This is a genomic window from Polaromonas sp. P1_F9 (genome assembly GCF_056405615.1).
In genome coordinates this window covers 63,748-77,527 of the sequence record NZ_JBFUBT010000001.1, presented here as the reverse complement: position 1 = coordinate 77,527, position 13,780 = coordinate 63,748, and the positions used below count along the sequence as shown (strand labels likewise).

The 13,780-nt window shown below is 58.7% G+C and carries 14 protein-coding genes; 12 read left to right on the top strand and 2 right to left on the bottom strand.

The features are described 5' to 3' along the window. Genes AC1DYR_RS00390 through AC1DYR_RS00375 form a run of 4 tightly spaced genes read left to right on the top strand, consistent with a single transcriptional unit; the run spans window position 1 to window position 3,687 of the window. Window positions 1-474: a hypothetical protein gene (locus tag AC1DYR_RS00390; RefSeq protein ID WP_477703349.1), complete on the top strand. Its 474-nt coding sequence runs from the start codon at window positions 1-3 to the stop codon at window positions 472-474. Window positions 475-480: 6 nt separating this feature from the next. Then, complete coding sequence (gene lpdA, locus AC1DYR_RS00385) at window positions 481-1,908, top strand: dihydrolipoyl dehydrogenase (protein ID WP_457280659.1); 1,428 nt, start codon at window positions 481-483, stop codon at window positions 1,906-1,908. Window positions 1,909-1,927: 19 nt separating this feature from the next. Beyond that, window positions 1,928-3,031, top strand: a complete 1,104-nt coding sequence (gene zapE / locus AC1DYR_RS00380) for a cell division protein ZapE (RefSeq protein ID WP_477685685.1) — start codon at window positions 1,928-1,930, stop codon at window positions 3,029-3,031. Continuing rightward, window positions 3,028-3,687 (top strand): hypothetical protein, encoded by a 660-nt coding sequence (locus tag AC1DYR_RS00375; RefSeq protein WP_477703348.1) that lies wholly within the window; start codon window positions 3,028-3,030, stop codon window positions 3,685-3,687. The genes zapE and AC1DYR_RS00375 overlap by 4 nt, the downstream gene beginning before the upstream one ends. 27 nt (window positions 3,688-3,714) lie before the next feature. Here AC1DYR_RS00375 and AC1DYR_RS00370 read toward each other — a convergent pair whose 3' ends face one another. Then, the gene (locus AC1DYR_RS00370) at window positions 3,715-4,473 is read right to left on the bottom strand and encodes a PP2C family protein-serine/threonine phosphatase (protein ID WP_477649471.1); all 759 of its coding nucleotides are present in this window, start codon (window positions 4,471-4,473) and stop codon (window positions 3,715-3,717) included. 84 nt (window positions 4,474-4,557) lie between these two features. Here AC1DYR_RS00370 and AC1DYR_RS00365 point away from each other — a divergent pair, with 84 nt between their 5' ends. Together AC1DYR_RS00365 and AC1DYR_RS00360 are read left to right on the top strand one after the other, a co-directional pair. Then, window positions 4,558-4,761 carry a DUF465 domain-containing protein gene (locus tag AC1DYR_RS00365; RefSeq protein WP_477703347.1) on the top strand — a complete coding sequence of 68 codons (204 nt, stop codon included), beginning with the start codon at window positions 4,558-4,560 and terminating at the stop codon, window positions 4,759-4,761. Beyond that, entirely contained in the window at window positions 4,761-6,767 is a 2,007-nt protein-coding gene (locus AC1DYR_RS00360; RefSeq protein WP_477703346.1) for an ATP-dependent DNA helicase, read from the top strand. The genes AC1DYR_RS00365 and AC1DYR_RS00360 overlap by 1 nt, the downstream gene beginning before the upstream one ends. Here AC1DYR_RS00360 and AC1DYR_RS00355 read toward each other — a convergent pair. Beyond that, the gene (locus AC1DYR_RS00355; RefSeq protein ID WP_477703345.1) at window positions 6,730-7,554 is read right to left on the bottom strand and encodes an outer membrane protein assembly factor BamD; all 825 of its coding nucleotides are present in this window, start codon (window positions 7,552-7,554) and stop codon (window positions 6,730-6,732) included. The two genes, AC1DYR_RS00360 and AC1DYR_RS00355, sit on opposite strands and share 38 nt — an antisense overlap. 17 nt (window positions 7,555-7,571) lie before the next feature. Between AC1DYR_RS00355 and AC1DYR_RS00350 the strand changes: the two genes are divergently transcribed. The 6 genes from AC1DYR_RS00350 to pilW all read left to right on the top strand — a co-directional run bounded on the left by AC1DYR_RS00350 (window position 7,572) and on the right by pilW (window position 13,707). After that, complete coding sequence (locus tag AC1DYR_RS00350; RefSeq protein ID WP_477703344.1) at window positions 7,572-8,606, top strand: RluA family pseudouridine synthase; 1,035 nt, start codon at window positions 7,572-7,574, stop codon at window positions 8,604-8,606. Window positions 8,607-8,730: 124 nt separating this feature from the next. Then, the gene (gene scpB, locus AC1DYR_RS00345) at window positions 8,731-9,504 is read left to right on the top strand and encodes an SMC-Scp complex subunit ScpB (RefSeq protein WP_477703343.1); all 774 of its coding nucleotides are present in this window, start codon (window positions 8,731-8,733) and stop codon (window positions 9,502-9,504) included. A 3-nt stretch (window positions 9,505-9,507) separates the two neighbouring features. Further along, on the top strand, window positions 9,508-11,115 hold the full coding sequence (locus AC1DYR_RS00340; RefSeq protein WP_477703342.1) for a pseudouridine synthase: 1,608 nt from the start codon (window positions 9,508-9,510) through the stop codon (window positions 11,113-11,115). A gap of 125 nt (window positions 11,116-11,240) precedes the next feature. Further along, window positions 11,241-11,666, top strand: a complete 426-nt coding sequence (gene ndk / locus AC1DYR_RS00335; protein ID WP_477703341.1) for a nucleoside-diphosphate kinase — start codon at window positions 11,241-11,243, stop codon at window positions 11,664-11,666. 86 nt (window positions 11,667-11,752) lie between these two features. Then, entirely contained in the window at window positions 11,753-12,901 is a 1,149-nt protein-coding gene (rlmN, locus tag AC1DYR_RS00330; RefSeq protein WP_477703340.1) for a dual-specificity RNA methyltransferase RlmN, read from the top strand. Further along, on the top strand, window positions 12,898-13,707 hold the full coding sequence (pilW, locus tag AC1DYR_RS00325) for a type IV pilus biogenesis/stability protein PilW (protein WP_477703339.1): 810 nt from the start codon (window positions 12,898-12,900) through the stop codon (window positions 13,705-13,707). The genes rlmN and pilW overlap by 4 nt, the downstream gene beginning before the upstream one ends. Window positions 13,708-13,780 lie beyond the last annotated feature (73 nt).

The following is a 13,780-nucleotide window of genomic DNA, read 5'->3' as shown; positions in this document are numbered from 1 at the left end:
ATGCGCCGCCTCGTCGCCTGCCTGGCCTGCACGTTGAGCGTGGGCCTTGCCGCGGCTGCGCCGCCGGCTGGCGACAACTGGAGCGGTTACTACGGGCTGCAATGGGTCAGCGTTTCGCAGGCGGGGTCCCGGCTGGTACTGGCGAAGGCGCCGGATGCTGACCCGCGGAAGCTGGTTGAAAAATACCAGACGGACCTGGCGCGATGGACCATTGCCGATGTGCGGACCCCTGCGGAAGCCGTATTCCTGCGCCGCTTTCTCGCGGAGGAGTACGAGAGCTTCGGCTGGGCCGCGCTGCATGCCGCCGGCGGGATTGAATGCCTCGATGCCAGGCATCTGTTTGTCTGCAGCACCGCGCCCGGAACGACCGTGAAAATTGGCCGCGAAGGTCCCCAGCAGGAAAGCCTGCAGGCGCGCACCGGTGTATTTGGAATCGTCCTCCATGCGGGGGCGTTTGAACTCAAGAAGGAATAAAGAAATATGTCTAAACAATTCGACGTCATCGTCATCGGTGGCGGCCCCGGCGGTTACATTGCCGCGATTCGCGCCGCCCAACTGGGTTTCAACGTCGCCTGTATCGACGAATGGAAGAACGCCAAAGGCGGCCCGGCCCTGGGTGGCACCTGCACCAACGTGGGCTGCATTCCGTCCAAGGCGCTGCTGCAATCGTCCGAACATTTCGACCATGCCAGCCACCACTTTGCCGATCATGGCATCGAGGTCAAAGGCCTGGGCCTGGATGTCACGAAGATGCTTGCCCGCAAGGACACGGTCGTCAAGCAGAACAACGACGGCATCGTCTACCTGTTCAAGAAGAACAAGGTCACCTTTTTTCACGGCCGCGGCTCCTTTGTCGCTGCAAAAGACGGCCTCTATGACGTCAAGGTCGCCGGTGCCGCTGAGGAAACCATCTCTGGCAAGCACATCATCGTGGCCACGGGTTCCAACGCCCGCGCGCTCCCGGGGGCGCCATTTGACGAAGAAAATATCCTGTCGAATGACGGTGCATTGCGCATCGGCGCCGTGCCCAAGAAGCTGGGCCTGATCGGCTCTGGCGTGATTGGCCTGGAAATGGGCTCGGTCTGGCGCCGCCTGGGTGCAGACGTGACGGTACTGGAAGGCCTGCCGACGTTCCTGGGCGCAGTCGATCAGCAGATCGCCAAGGAAGCAAAGAAAGCATTCGACAAGCAGGGTCTGAAAATCGCGCTCGGCGTGAAGGTCGGCGAGATCAAGAGCGGCAAGAAAGGTGTCAGTGTTGCCTACACCGATGCCAAGGGCGAGGCCCAGACCCTGGAGGTGGACAAGCTCATCATCTCCATTGGCCGGGTAGCCAACACCCAGGGCCTGAACCCTGAAGCCGTTGGCCTGAAGCTCGACGAGCGCGGCGCCGTGGTGGTGGATGAGGAATGCAAAACCAGCCTGCCCAATGTCTGGGCTATAGGCGACGTGGTACGCGGCCCCATGCTGGCGCACAAGGCCGAGGAAGAGGGCGTTGCGGTTGCCGAGCGCATTGCCGGGCAGCATGGTCATGTCAACTTCAACACGATTCCCTGGGTGATCTACACCAACCCTGAAATCGCCTGGGTGGGGCAGACCGAAGAGCAGCTCAAAGCTGCCGGCCGGGCGTACAAGGCGGGGACTTTCCCGTTCATGGCCAATGGCCGCGCACGCGCGCTGGGTGACACAACTGGCATGGTGAAGATGCTGGCCGATGCCGCGACGGATGAAATTCTCGGCGTGCACATCGTCGGCCCGATGGCCAGCGAACTGATCGCTGAATGCGTGGTGGCCATGGAATTCCGCGCCAGCAGCGAAGACATCGCCCGCATCTGCCATGCCCATCCGTCTTTGAGCGAGGCGACCAAGGAAGCTGCGCTGGCGGTCGACAAGCGTACCTTGAATTTCTGAGTACGCAGGCAAGAAGTCGGTGAATCAACCGGTGCGCTCGGCGTACGACGCCGAACTTGCGGCGCGGGGCTATCAAAGCGATCCTGCCCAGTTGCGGGCAGTCGAAGCTCTTGAGCGTTGCGCCTCTGAGTGGGCGGCGTTCAAGGAGCAGCGCTCCAATGCCATCAAGAAGCTGATAAACCGGCCTGATGTCCCTCGTGGCGTGTACATGTACGGGGGCGTTGGCAGGGGAAAAAGTTTCTTGATGGACTGCTTTTTCGGGGCTGTCCCTCTCAGGCGCAAGGTACGGCTGCACTTTCACGAGTTCATGCGTGAGGTGCACCGGGAGTTGCAGGACCTTCAGGGTACGGCAAATCCGCTGGACGAGCTGGGCCGGCGCATTGCGAAGCGATACCGGCTCATCTGCTTTGACGAGTTTCATGTGGCGGACATCACCGACGCGATGATTCTTCACCGTCTGTTGTCGGCGCTGTTTGACAATGGAGTCGGCTTTGTCACTACTTCCAACTTTCAGCCGGACGAGCTGTATCCGAATGGCATGCATCGCGACCGTGTTCTGCCTGCCATTGAATTGCTGAAGGCGAGGCTGGAGGTCATCAGTGTTGACAACGGGACGGACTACCGCGGGCGCACGTTAGCCCAGGCGAAGCTCTATCACACCCCGCTAGGCCTCCAGGCTGATGCTGAAATGACTGAAACTTTTAATGCGCTGGCAGAGTCTCAGGATGAGAACCCGGTGTTGCAGATTGAGTCCAGGCAAATCCAGGCCAGGCGCAAGGCGGGTGGAGTTGTCTGGTTTGACTTCAAGACGCTGTGCGGTGGTCCGCGTTCGCAAAACGATTACCTGGAAATAGCCACGCAGTTTCATACTGTGCTGCTAAGCGATGTACCGCATATGCCGGTGCGTATGGCGTCGGAGGCACGGCGGTTTACCTGGCTGGTGGATGTGCTGTATGACCGCCGGGTCAAGTTGATCATGTCGGCAGAAGTCGCTCCTGAGGCGTTGTACACCGAGGGGCCACTGGTACACGAATTTCCCCGTACGGTTTCCCGGCTCAACGAAATGCAGTCAAAGGAATTTCTGGCGCTTGAACGCAGAAACGTGGATACAACACTCACATGAAGCATCTGGTTACCGCCTGTTTTCTCATCGCTTTAAGCGTGCTCGCGAATGCGCAGTCCACGGTCGAAACGGCTGCACCCGCCGACCAGATGCGAAGCATTGATGCCGAGCGAACAAGAATCAGCGCCGAACGCACCAGGCTGGAGGCAGGGTTTTTGGTTGAGGATGCTGCCTGTTACGACCGGTTTGCCGTCAACAGCTGCCTCGGCAAAGTCAATGACCGGCGGCGCGAAGCCATGGCAGACCTTCGCCGTCAAGAGCTGTCGCTCAATGACGAGGAACGCCGCATCAAAGGGGCAGAGCAAATCCGTAAAACAGAAGAGAAGTCGTCAGCTGAAAAGCAGCAGGAAGCTGCAGACCGCCGGGCGAAGGCTTTGGCAGACTCCCAATCCCGTCTTGAACGGGAGAAAAAGAAAGCCGAGGACCGTGGCGCCGCAAAGGCCGCAGAGCAAGGCAGCAGCGACGCCAACGCTGCGAAGATAAAGGGTAGCCAGGAACGGGTCCAGGACCGGCTCGACAAGCAGGTCACGGCTGCGGAAGAAGCCAAAAAATTCAGTGATCGTCAGAAGGAGGCTCAGGAGCGCAAGGCGCAGCATGAGCGTGACCGCCTGAAACAAACCAAACCCCCGGCGAAGCCGCTGCCTTTGCCGGAGTAAGCCTGGTTTTGAACTGCCGTGCGGAACTCAACCGAGAGGTTCGAGTTTGACGATTACCAGCGAGAGGTTGTCACCGCCGCCTCTTGCGCGGGATCTTGCTTTCTGGATCAGGAACTCAGTTGCCTCGCGAGGTGACAGCATTGACAGGGCCGAGCCCATTTCGCTGGTGCTGAAATAGTGCCAGACCCCATCGCTGCAAGCCAGCAGGACGTCTTCAGGCCGGAGTTGCGGGATGAAATGGTGGGTAATAGGTGGCGCATCTTCAGTGCCCAGGCAGCCCATCAGGATGTTCGACTGCGGATGGACATTGGCTTCTTCTTCGGTAATCTCGCCTTTGTCCACCAAGGTCTGCACATACGAGTGGTCAACCGTTCTGTGTACCAGCTTGCTACCCTGGTAATGGTAGATCCTGGAGTCACCGGTATGTACCCAGTGGCAGTCCCCACCCGGGTTGATCAGAAATGCTGCCAGCGTGCTGTGCGGTTCCTGCTCGGCCGAGATTGCGGTCAGTTTGATGACGATATGGGCCTCTTCAATGACCTGTTTGAGCATCGCAGGTGCATCATCTGTTTCCGGAGCATAGCGCTCAAAAAGCTGCTTGGCCGTCAACATGACCTGATCGGAGGCCTTGCGCCCCCCGCTACGGCCTCCCATACCGTCAGCCACGATGCCCAGCATACAGCCGGGAATGCGAGAGTGGCTGAACAGGTTGACCTGATCCTGCTGGTAGTCCCGATCGCCTTTATGGATACCGGTGGACGCTGTGATTCGATAACCTTTGGACATTGTGTGGTCGTTCAAGCGCGAGGCTCGATTTGTGGTCGCAATCGACGTATTATCAAGCGAAGCAGCGTGTACGGATAAAAAACCTTGGACTTAAATTTACATTCCCCGGAACGCCAGCTGATCGAACTCAAAATGGAGCACGCTGATCTCAATGTGCTGGTTGACTTGACCGCGCACGCCTTTCCCATTGATGAATTGTTGCTCAGGCGCCTCAAAAAGCGGCGTCTGCAGCTTCGTGACCAGATTGCACAGCTTGAGCTGTCGCTGGATCCCCCAGAGCCTGCTTGATGACCCTTGCGATAGAAGTAGAAGAGGCATTTGCGCCGGGAGGTGTCCTGTCGCGCGCCGCGGAGCATTTCGTCCCGCGCAGCGGCCAGACGGAAATGGCCCTGGCTGTGGCGCGTGCCATTGAGGGGGCATATCCCCTCGTGGTCGAGGCCAGCACCGGTGTTGGTAAAACTTTTTCATACTTGGTTCCCGCTTTGCTGAGTGGCGAGCGCGTGTTGTTGTCGACAGCGACCAAGGCCCTGCAGGACCAGCTTTTCGGTCGTGATTTGCCGCGCCTGGTGGAGGCGCTGGGTCTTCCGGTCAGCACGGCTCTACTCAAGGGGCGGGCCAGCTACCTGTGTTTGCACCGCATGGAAATGGCGCGTCAGGAGGCTTATTTGCCCGACGGCGTTTCTCTGCGCGCCCTGGCCAAAATTGAAGAATGGTCCAAGATCACGCGCACCGGCGACCTGGCCGAACTCCCGGGGCTGGACGAACGTTCGCCGATGATTCCCCTAGTGACCTCCACGCGTGAAAATTGTCTGGGCGCCACCTGTCCGCGTTTTCGGGCTTGTCATGTGAACCTGGCCCGCAGGGAAGCCATGGCTGCCGACGTGGTGGTGATCAATCACCACCTGTTCTTTGCCGACTTGGCGGTACGCGAATCCGGCGTTGCTGAGTTGCTGCCTTCCGTGCGTATCGCCATCTTCGATGAAGCGCACCAGCTCAACGAGACCGGCGTGCAGTTTCTGGGAACAAACCTGACCACGGGCCAGCTTCTCGATTTTGCAAGGGACATGCTGGCCACTGGCCTGCAACTGGCTCGCGGACTGGTGGACTGGCGGGAGGTGGTGTCGACCGTCGAGCACGCCGCGCGCGAGCTGCGCCTGTGCGCCGGAAAACAGTACCCCGGCACGAAACTGCGATGGGTCGGTGAGTCCCCGGAGGGGTTGGACGCGGCTGAGTGGAACAGTGCGCTGCAAGTCATTCACACGTCTTGCGAGCAGGCTTGTGCCGCCTTGGATACGGTCAGTGAAATTGCGCCTGATTTTGTTCGCCTCCATGAGCGTGCGGAGGAATTGGCGGAGCGCGCCCAGCGCTTCGTTCAAGCATGCGAACCGGGCTGCGTGCGCTGGGCTGACGTGGGAACCCAGCTCCGGCTGGTCGAGTCGCCGCTGGATATTTCGAAGGCGGTGAAAAGCAAGGTGCTGGGCGCATCCGCCGGCTCGGCAAAGTCCTGGATATTCACCTCTGCCACCCTCGGGGATGACGACAAGCTCAGCTGGTTTACCCAGCCTTGCGGGCTGGAAGATGCTGAGGTCTTGCGGGTAGGAAGTCCTTTTGATTACGAGCGGCAGGCGGCGTTGTATGTGCCTGAGGTGTTCCCCAAACCGGGAGACCCTGCTCACACAATGAAAGTTGCGGAGGCTGCCGCCAGATGGTCGCGACGTCTCGGGGGGCGCACCATGGTTTTGACGACCACGCTGCGGGCTTTGCGTACCATTGGTGATGCGCTCAGAGAGAGGTTTTTGGATTCGCCGGACATGGAGGTGCTGGTCCAGGGGACCATGCCCAAGCGTGTGCTGATTGAACGCTTCCGTGAAGGCAATGCCAATGGTGGCAAAGGCTGCGTGCTGGTGGCTTCGGCGTCATTTTGGGAGGGCATTGACGTGCCTGGCGACGCGCTTCAGCTGGTTGTCATTGACAAGCTGCCTTTTCCGCCCCCGAACGACCCGCTGGCCGAGGCACGCTCAAAGCTCCTCGAATCACAGGGTCGCAGCGCTTTTCACGACTATTTTCTGCCGGAGGCCGCAGTAGCTCTCAAGCAGGGCGCGGGGCGCCTGATACGCCGAGAAAGTGACCAGGGGGTATTGGTGGTATGTGACAGCCGCCTGGCGACCATGGGTTACGGACGGCGTTTGCTGAGGGCCCTTCCGCCGATGCAACGGTTGGCATCAGAGGCGGAGCTGTTCGACCGGCTGGAAGCTCTTACCAGAACTTGTACCAAGGATTGTCTCCCGACTTGAATCCTTTGCTCAGGTACTCGCTTTGCGGGTAAGTCTTTTCAAGGATGCGGCGGGTATCGTCACGCAATTCAACCATGCCCAGCGCTTCGTAGGACTTATAGAGAATGAAAGTAGCCTCTTCCAATGCGGGTACATCGCGGTAGTCGGCGATTGCGCTCTGCGCGCGGTTGATTGCAGCCACGTAGGCACCCCGTGAGTAGTAGTACCGCGCGACATGCACTTCGGATTGGGCCAGCGAATTCACGATGTAGCTCATCCGCAGACGGGCATCCGGCGAGTATTTTGAATCTGGAAAGCGGGTCACCAGGTCCTTGAATGACTCAAAGGATTCCTTGGCCGCTTTCTGGTCTCTTTCGGACAAATCCTGACGTGAAATGAACGAAAAGATACCGAGGTTGTCGTTGAAATTCACCAGGCCTTTGAGATACAGCGCATAGTCCAGGGCCGGGCTGGCCGGATGCAGCCTCATAAACCGGTCCAATGTCGCAATGGCCTGGGCTTGTTCTCCTCCCTTGTACTGGGCATAAGCTTTCTCAAGCTGCGCTTGCTGGGCGAGGGGGGTACCTGCAGCACGGCCTTCCAGTTTTTCATACAGCGGGATTGCCTTGTCATAGGCCCCGCCGCTGGCCTCATCCTTTGCTTCGGCGTAAATCTTGTTGGGACTCCATGTGGCAGTCTTGTCGGGCGCAGGGGTGCTCGAGCATCCGGCAATGACGAAAGACAAAGCGCAAACGGCTGCAAAAAGCGGCATTGCATTGGGAACAACCGATAATTTGGTGGAAAACATTGCAATCGAYCTTCTTGATGACTGATTCAGAACAAAGCAAATTGATTATATCGGGCGCTACTGCGCCTGAGGGGGGGCCAGACGAGGCTCTGGAGGAGGGTGATACGGCTGTCGAGGTGGAGTTGCGGCAGGTAGCTGTCCCGGTCGAAAGCCATGGCAGCCGTCTCGATCGCGCTTTGGCCGCCATTGTGCCCGAGTTCTCGCGCACATATCTTCAGCACTTGATCGACTCTGGCATGGTGAAACTCGGGGGCTCTACAGTCACCAAGACATCCACGAAGGTCAGGGCTGGTGATGAACTCGCCATTGAGTTGCGTCCGACGCCGCAAAGCCAGGCATTCAAGCCTGAAGCGATGGTACTGGACATCGTGTTCGAGGACGCTTACCTGATGGTGATCAATAAACCTGCAGGGCTGGTTGTGCATCCGGCGCCCGGCAACTGGAGCGGGACCTTGTTGAACGGCTTGCTGGCGCATGATTCGCAGGCCGTCTTCCTGCCACGCGCCGGCATTGTTCACCGTCTTGACAAGGACACCAGCGGTTTGATGGTGGTCGCCCGGCAGCGGACGGTGATGGACCAGCTGGTCGGCCTGATCGCTGCCCGCGACGTGAGCAGGGAATATGTCGCACTGGCCCAGGGTGCATGGCTGGGCGGGAAAACCCGGCAGGTAGACGCAGCCATTGGGCGGGATCCGCGCAACCGGCTGCGGATGGCTGTGGTGGACCTGGAGAAGAACGCTGGGAAGTCGGCCTCCACCTCGGTGTCGCTGCTGCAAAGTACCGGTAAGCACTGCCTGGTCAGATGCAAGCTGCACACCGGTCGCACTCACCAAATCCGGGTCCATATGGCCTTCATTGGCCATCCCCTGGTGTCCGACGAGTTGTACGGGGGAGCTCCTGCGGCGGGGCTTGGCCGTCAGGCGCTGCATGCGTGTCGGCTGGCGTTCGAGCATCCGGTAACGGGCAAAATGATGGAGTTCCGGTCAGCCCCTCCAGCCGACCTTCAGGCCGCTATTGCCGGTTTGGGCCTGATATACAATCAAATCCAGTAGTTTTCAGCTACCTGCACCATGGCATCCTGATCAGGAGATTGCGTATTTGGATGCCTTGCGCGCCAAGCGCCGAACCCACGTTTTCCCGGCCCTTTTTCCGCTTTTTTTCGGAACGACCACAATCATGAATACGACGGATGCAAAACGCGTCCTCGAAACAGCACTTATTTGCGCGCAACAACCGTTGCCCCTGCGCGAAATGGGTGTTCTGTTTAACGGGGTATTGACTGCGGACAGCCTCAAGCTGGTGCTTGAGGAGTTGCAAAACGATTGGTCCGGCCGTGGCGTGGAACTTGTTCACGTGGCGACGGGATGGCGCTTTCAAAGCAGGCCGCAGATGCGTGAATATCTGGACCGGCTGCACCCCGAAAAACCCCCGCGTTATAGCCGTGCCACACTGGAAACCTTGGCCATCATTGCGTATCGTCAGCCGGTGACGCGCGGTGACATGGAGGACATCCGGGGGGTCACGATCAACAGCATGATCCTCAAGCAGCTCGAAGACCGCGGGTGGGTGGAAGTGATCGGCCATCGGGAAACCGTCGGTCGCCCGGCACTTTATGCCACCACCCGGCAGTTTCTTGACGACCTTGGGGTCGAGTCGCTGGACCAGCTTCCCGTGATGGACAGCAGCCCGAATCAGCTTCCGATGCTCGAGCAGATTGAATTTGGCATCTCTGAACTTGCGGGCAAGCCGGAGGTGGACATGGATGGTACAGATGTTGAGCCGCAGGAACTTGCCGCAGCGGAGCCCGTGTCCGGCATGGCCGAAGAGATTGGGAGTGGTGAGATTGCCGAGGCGCCGACTCTGTACACGCAACCACGCGTCGCTGACGACAGTGATGCCGAGCCTCTTGAGAACAATGAGACCGGTGGCGATGAGCCCACCCGAATGTAAACCATGACCCAACAAGACCCTCCTGCTTCCGAATCTGTGGACACATCTCGTGTGCCGCAGGACAAGGTGCTCGTAGAGGAGCAAGCCGTGCAAGATTTGCCAGAAGCAATAGCCTCCCCCGAGTCCGGCCCCGCGCAGGCCATCCATACTCCGGCGCCGCGACCTCCTGCCGGCCGCAATGCCCCAGCCCCCGGCGCCATCCGGTTTGAGGATGTCGTGACTGGGCAATTCGATGCTGATGAGGAAGACGTCGCGTTGGCACTGCCCAAGCGAGTGCTGGCGCCCCAGCCCGAAACCCCCAAGCTGCACAAAGTGCTAGCCCAGGCAGGGCTGGGTTCCCGGCTGGAGATGGAGCAACTGATTCTGGAGGGGCGAATCTCGGTCAATGCTGAGCCTGCCCATATAGGGCAACGCATCCAGTTTGGAGATACGGTCAAAGTCAATGGCAAGCCAATCCGGGTGCGTATCGACCCGCCGCCGCCCAGGGTGATCGCCTATCACAAGCCCACCGGAGAGGTCGTCACACACGATGACCCGCAAAACCGTCCGACCGTCTTCCGCCGCTTGCCCAAGCTCTTCCAGGGCAAATGGCAATCGGTCGGTCGCCTTGACTTGAACACGGAGGGCCTTCTGCTGTTGACCAGTTCGGGTGAATTGGCCAACAAGTTGATGCATCCGCGTTTCGGCCTGGAGCGTGAGTACGCTGTCCGTGTGCTCGGAGCGCTAAATAACGAAGAAAAAAAACGTCTGATCGAAGGTGTGAGCCTGGACGACGGCACGGCCCAGTTCAGCTCCATTGAAGCTGGAGGGGGGGAGGGAGCCAACTGCTGGTACAAAGTCACCATTTCCGAAGGCCGCAACCGCGAGGTCAGACGTATGTTTGAGGCAGTGGGGCACGCTGTCAGCCGCCTTATTCGCATTCGCTATGGGGCCATGGTTCTCCCGCGCGGCCTTAAGCGTGGAGCGTTTGTCGAACTCGATGAGCGCGATATTTGGGCTCTGACAAGCGCTTTGACGCGTTCCGAATCGCGCGGATCGTCGGGAGGGGCGCAGGCAGCCGACGCTCATGGAGAGGGGGTTGAGCAACCGAGGCGGGGACCACGCAGAAACGAACGGCAACGCGGGGACCGCGGGCGCCCGTCAGCGCCAAACAGCGAATCGTCTCAAGCGCCGGTGCAAGGCGAATCAGGGGACGGGCAGGAGATTTATGATCCACATGAGCTGCAACCACCGCTCAATCTCAACGATTCAGTCCCCCGTGGCAACCGCCGCCGCGGTGGTAAGGGGCGCAACCAGGGGGGCAGTCCTGGTAGTGGTTTCCGGACAGGTCCGCCGCAAGGTAACGGCAACGGAATGCAGGGACAAAAACGGCGGGATGACCGTGGTGACAAAATTGCCGGAGGAGCGCAGCCCGATCCGATGAAAACCTCATTTGGTTATATCGGTGCGGACACTTTTACCCGGCAGCGACAGGGTCAAGGCCAGGGCCAGCAGCGCCGCGGCGGCGGTGGTACGGGCGGAAACGGTACCGGCGGGCCGCGCCGCGGCGGTGCCGGTGGTGGAAACCGGGGAGGCGGCAATCGGGGTGGTGGGAACCGCGGAAATCGATGACCCCGCAGAGGCACTTCAAATCGCAAGGTTGATTTGAGCCCATACGCCCACAGGTTAAAATTATGGGCTTTATTCAAATTTTTGAATAATTTACGACTCCAAAAAATTCAAGTTAAGGAAATCTCATGGCAATCGAGCGCACTCTTTCCATCATCAAACCCGACGCAGTGGCAAAAAACGTCATTGGGCAAATCTATGCGCGTTTTGAGGCTGCAGGCCTGAAGGTTGTGGCCGCCAGGATGGCTCACTTGTCGCAAGGCGAGGCTGAGGCCTTTTATGCGGTGCACAAAGAGCGTCCATTCTTCAAAGACCTGGTTTCCTTCATGATCTCCGGCCCTGTCATGATCCAGGCGCTGGAAGGCGAGGGCGCCATCCTGAAAAACCGTGACCTGATGGGTGCCACCGACCCGAAGAAGGCTGCCGCCGGCACCATTCGCGCTGACTTCGCCGACAGCATTGATGCCAATGCTGTCCATGGTTCGGATGCCGCTGAAACGGCCAAGGCGGAAATCGCTTTCTTCTTTCCCGGCATGAGCGTTTACTCGCGTTAATAATTAACTATGTTCCGCCCCATGCTTTGCTACCCCCTGCCAGGGCCGTCGCTTGCTTGGGACGGTTCAGCCGGTTGTTTACTGTGATGGTTGCCAACCTTCTTGACTACGATCTGGATGGTTTGGCGGCTTTTTGTGGGCAGCTTGGTGAAAAACGCTTTCGGGCCACGCAGCTTTTCCGCTGGATTCACCAAAAAGGGGTCGCAGATTTCGGGCAAATGACGGATTTGGCAAAATCCTTGCGCGACAAGCTCACAGGATCAGCTCAGGTTTTGAGTCCCAAAGTGGTTTCCCGCCACGATTCCGCCGATGGCACCATCAAATGGTTGTTTGATGTCGGTGCAGGCGATGTCATTGAAACTGTTTTTATTCCGGAAACCGACAGAGGAACATTGTGCATTTCCTCGCAGGCCGGCTGTGCTGTCGGTTGCCGGTTCTGCTCCACGGGCCACCAGGGCTTCAGCCGTAACCTGACCACAGGAGAGATCATTTCCCAACTATGGTTTGCCGAGCATTTCCTGCGGCTGCACCTGGGCAGGGATGAGCGCGTGATTTCCAACGTCGTCATGATGGGCATGGGCGAACCCCTGCAGAACTATTCGCAGCTCTTGCCAGCCCTGAAGGTCATGCTTGACGACCATGGATATGGTCTTTCACGTCGACGGGTGACGGTATCGACATCGGGTGTGGTGCCCATGATTGATCGGTTGGCCGGGGACTGCCCGGTAGCCTTGGCTGTATCGCTGCATGCACCGGAAGATGGGCTGCGCGACTACCTTGTGCCCTTGAATAAAAAATACCCCATATCCGAACTGCTTGCGGCTTGTACTCGCTATCAATCATCGGCGCCCCGGGACTTCATCACGTTTGAGTATTGCCTGCTCGATGGTGTGAACGACCAGCCAGAGCATGCGCGTCAGCTCGTATCGCTGGTTCGAACCCAGGCAGAGAAGGGGCTCTCCTGCAAATTCAACCTGATTCCCTTTAATCCATTTCCGGCTTCGGGATTGAAGCGTTCGGACATGCTGCAGGTGATGGCATTTGCGAAAATCCTGATGGATGCGGGTATTGTGACAACTGTCAGGAAAACCCGTGGGGACGATATTGATGCGGCTTGCGGGCAACTGGCTGGCGATGTACAGGACCGCACAGGTGTAGATCAGCGCATGGCGGCGCAGCGGCAAGGTATGCTCGGGGGGATCAAGGTCGTAGTGGCCAAAGGGATGGGTACATGAGATTTCGCGCCAATATGATCTGGGTGCCGGCCTGCTGGCTGGTAGTGTTGCTCACGGGGTGTGCCAATCAGGCCGGAACTCCGGGGGTCTCGGGTAACCGCACTGACATTGTCACGGAATCAGACGAGCCTGATCAGCGGCGACGCGCAAGGTTGCGGCTTGAACTGGCTACCGGATATTTCGAGCAGGGGCAAATCAACGTAGCGTTGGATGAAATCAAGCAATCGCTGGCAATCGATCCTACATTTGCAGATGCGTACAACCTGCGCGGCCTTGCTTATATGAGGCTTAACGATATTCCATTGGCTGAGGACAGTTTTCGTCGTGCGCTTGCGCTGAACCCTCGCGACGCTGGCGTGGCTCATAACTACGGCTGGCTTTTGTGCCAGCAAGGTCGCTATACCGATTCACTTCGGTGGTTTACCCAGGCGATCGCCAATCCAACTTATGCCGGCAGGGCAAAAACCCTGATGACCCAGGGAATTTGCCAGCTTCGCGGGGGGCAGCGAGTGGAGGCCGAGCAGAGCTTGATGCAAGCCTATGAGCTGGATGCGGGTAATCCCATTATTGGTTATAACCTTGCGAACCTGCTGTATGAGCGCGGCGATTTGACGCGCGCCCAGTTTTACATTCGCCGCTTGAACAACGGCGATCTGGCCAACGCAGAGACACTTTGGCTTGGCATCAAGATTGAGCGAAAACTAAACAATCGAGACTCGGTACGGCAGCTCGGTGATCAGCTTAAAAAGCGTTTTGCGCAGTCCCGGGAGGCTGCTGCTTATGACAAGGGGGCGTTCAATGAGTGACGCTGACGTTGTTGCACCGGCTGGGGAAGCCACATCTGGAATGGCTGCGACTGGCGTTGACCAGGGGGGCGGC

Bases quoted from the DNA above. Each gene is read 5' to 3' on its own strand.
- ndk (WP_477703341.1), top strand. From the start codon at position 11,241: ATGGCAATCGAGCGCACTCTTTCCATCATCAAACCCGACGCAGTGGCA.
- scpB (WP_477703343.1), top strand. From the start codon at position 8,731: ATGAATACGACGGATGCAAAACGCGTCCTCGAAACAGCACTTATTTGC.
- lpdA (WP_457280659.1), top strand. From the start codon at position 481: ATGTCTAAACAATTCGACGTCATCGTCATCGGTGGCGGCCCCGGCGGT.
- AC1DYR_RS00355 (WP_477703345.1), bottom strand. From the start codon at position 7,554: ATGTTTTCCACCAAATTATCGGTTGTTCCCAATGCAATGCCGCTTTTT.
- AC1DYR_RS00370 (WP_477649471.1), bottom strand. From the start codon at position 4,473: ATGTCCAAAGGTTATCGAATCACAGCGTCCACCGGTATCCATAAAGGC.
- AC1DYR_RS00350 (WP_477703344.1), top strand. From the start codon at position 7,572: ATGACTGATTCAGAACAAAGCAAATTGATTATATCGGGCGCTACTGCG.
- AC1DYR_RS00360 (WP_477703346.1), top strand. From the start codon at position 4,761: ATGACCCTTGCGATAGAAGTAGAAGAGGCATTTGCGCCGGGAGGTGTC.
- AC1DYR_RS00375 (WP_477703348.1), top strand. From the start codon at position 3,028: ATGAAGCATCTGGTTACCGCCTGTTTTCTCATCGCTTTAAGCGTGCTC.
- AC1DYR_RS00390 (WP_477703349.1), top strand. From the start codon at position 1: ATGCGCCGCCTCGTCGCCTGCCTGGCCTGCACGTTGAGCGTGGGCCTT.
- AC1DYR_RS00340 (WP_477703342.1), top strand. From the start codon at position 9,508: ATGACCCAACAAGACCCTCCTGCTTCCGAATCTGTGGACACATCTCGT.
- rlmN (WP_477703340.1), top strand. From the start codon at position 11,753: ATGGTTGCCAACCTTCTTGACTACGATCTGGATGGTTTGGCGGCTTTT.
- pilW (WP_477703339.1), top strand. From the start codon at position 12,898: ATGAGATTTCGCGCCAATATGATCTGGGTGCCGGCCTGCTGGCTGGTA.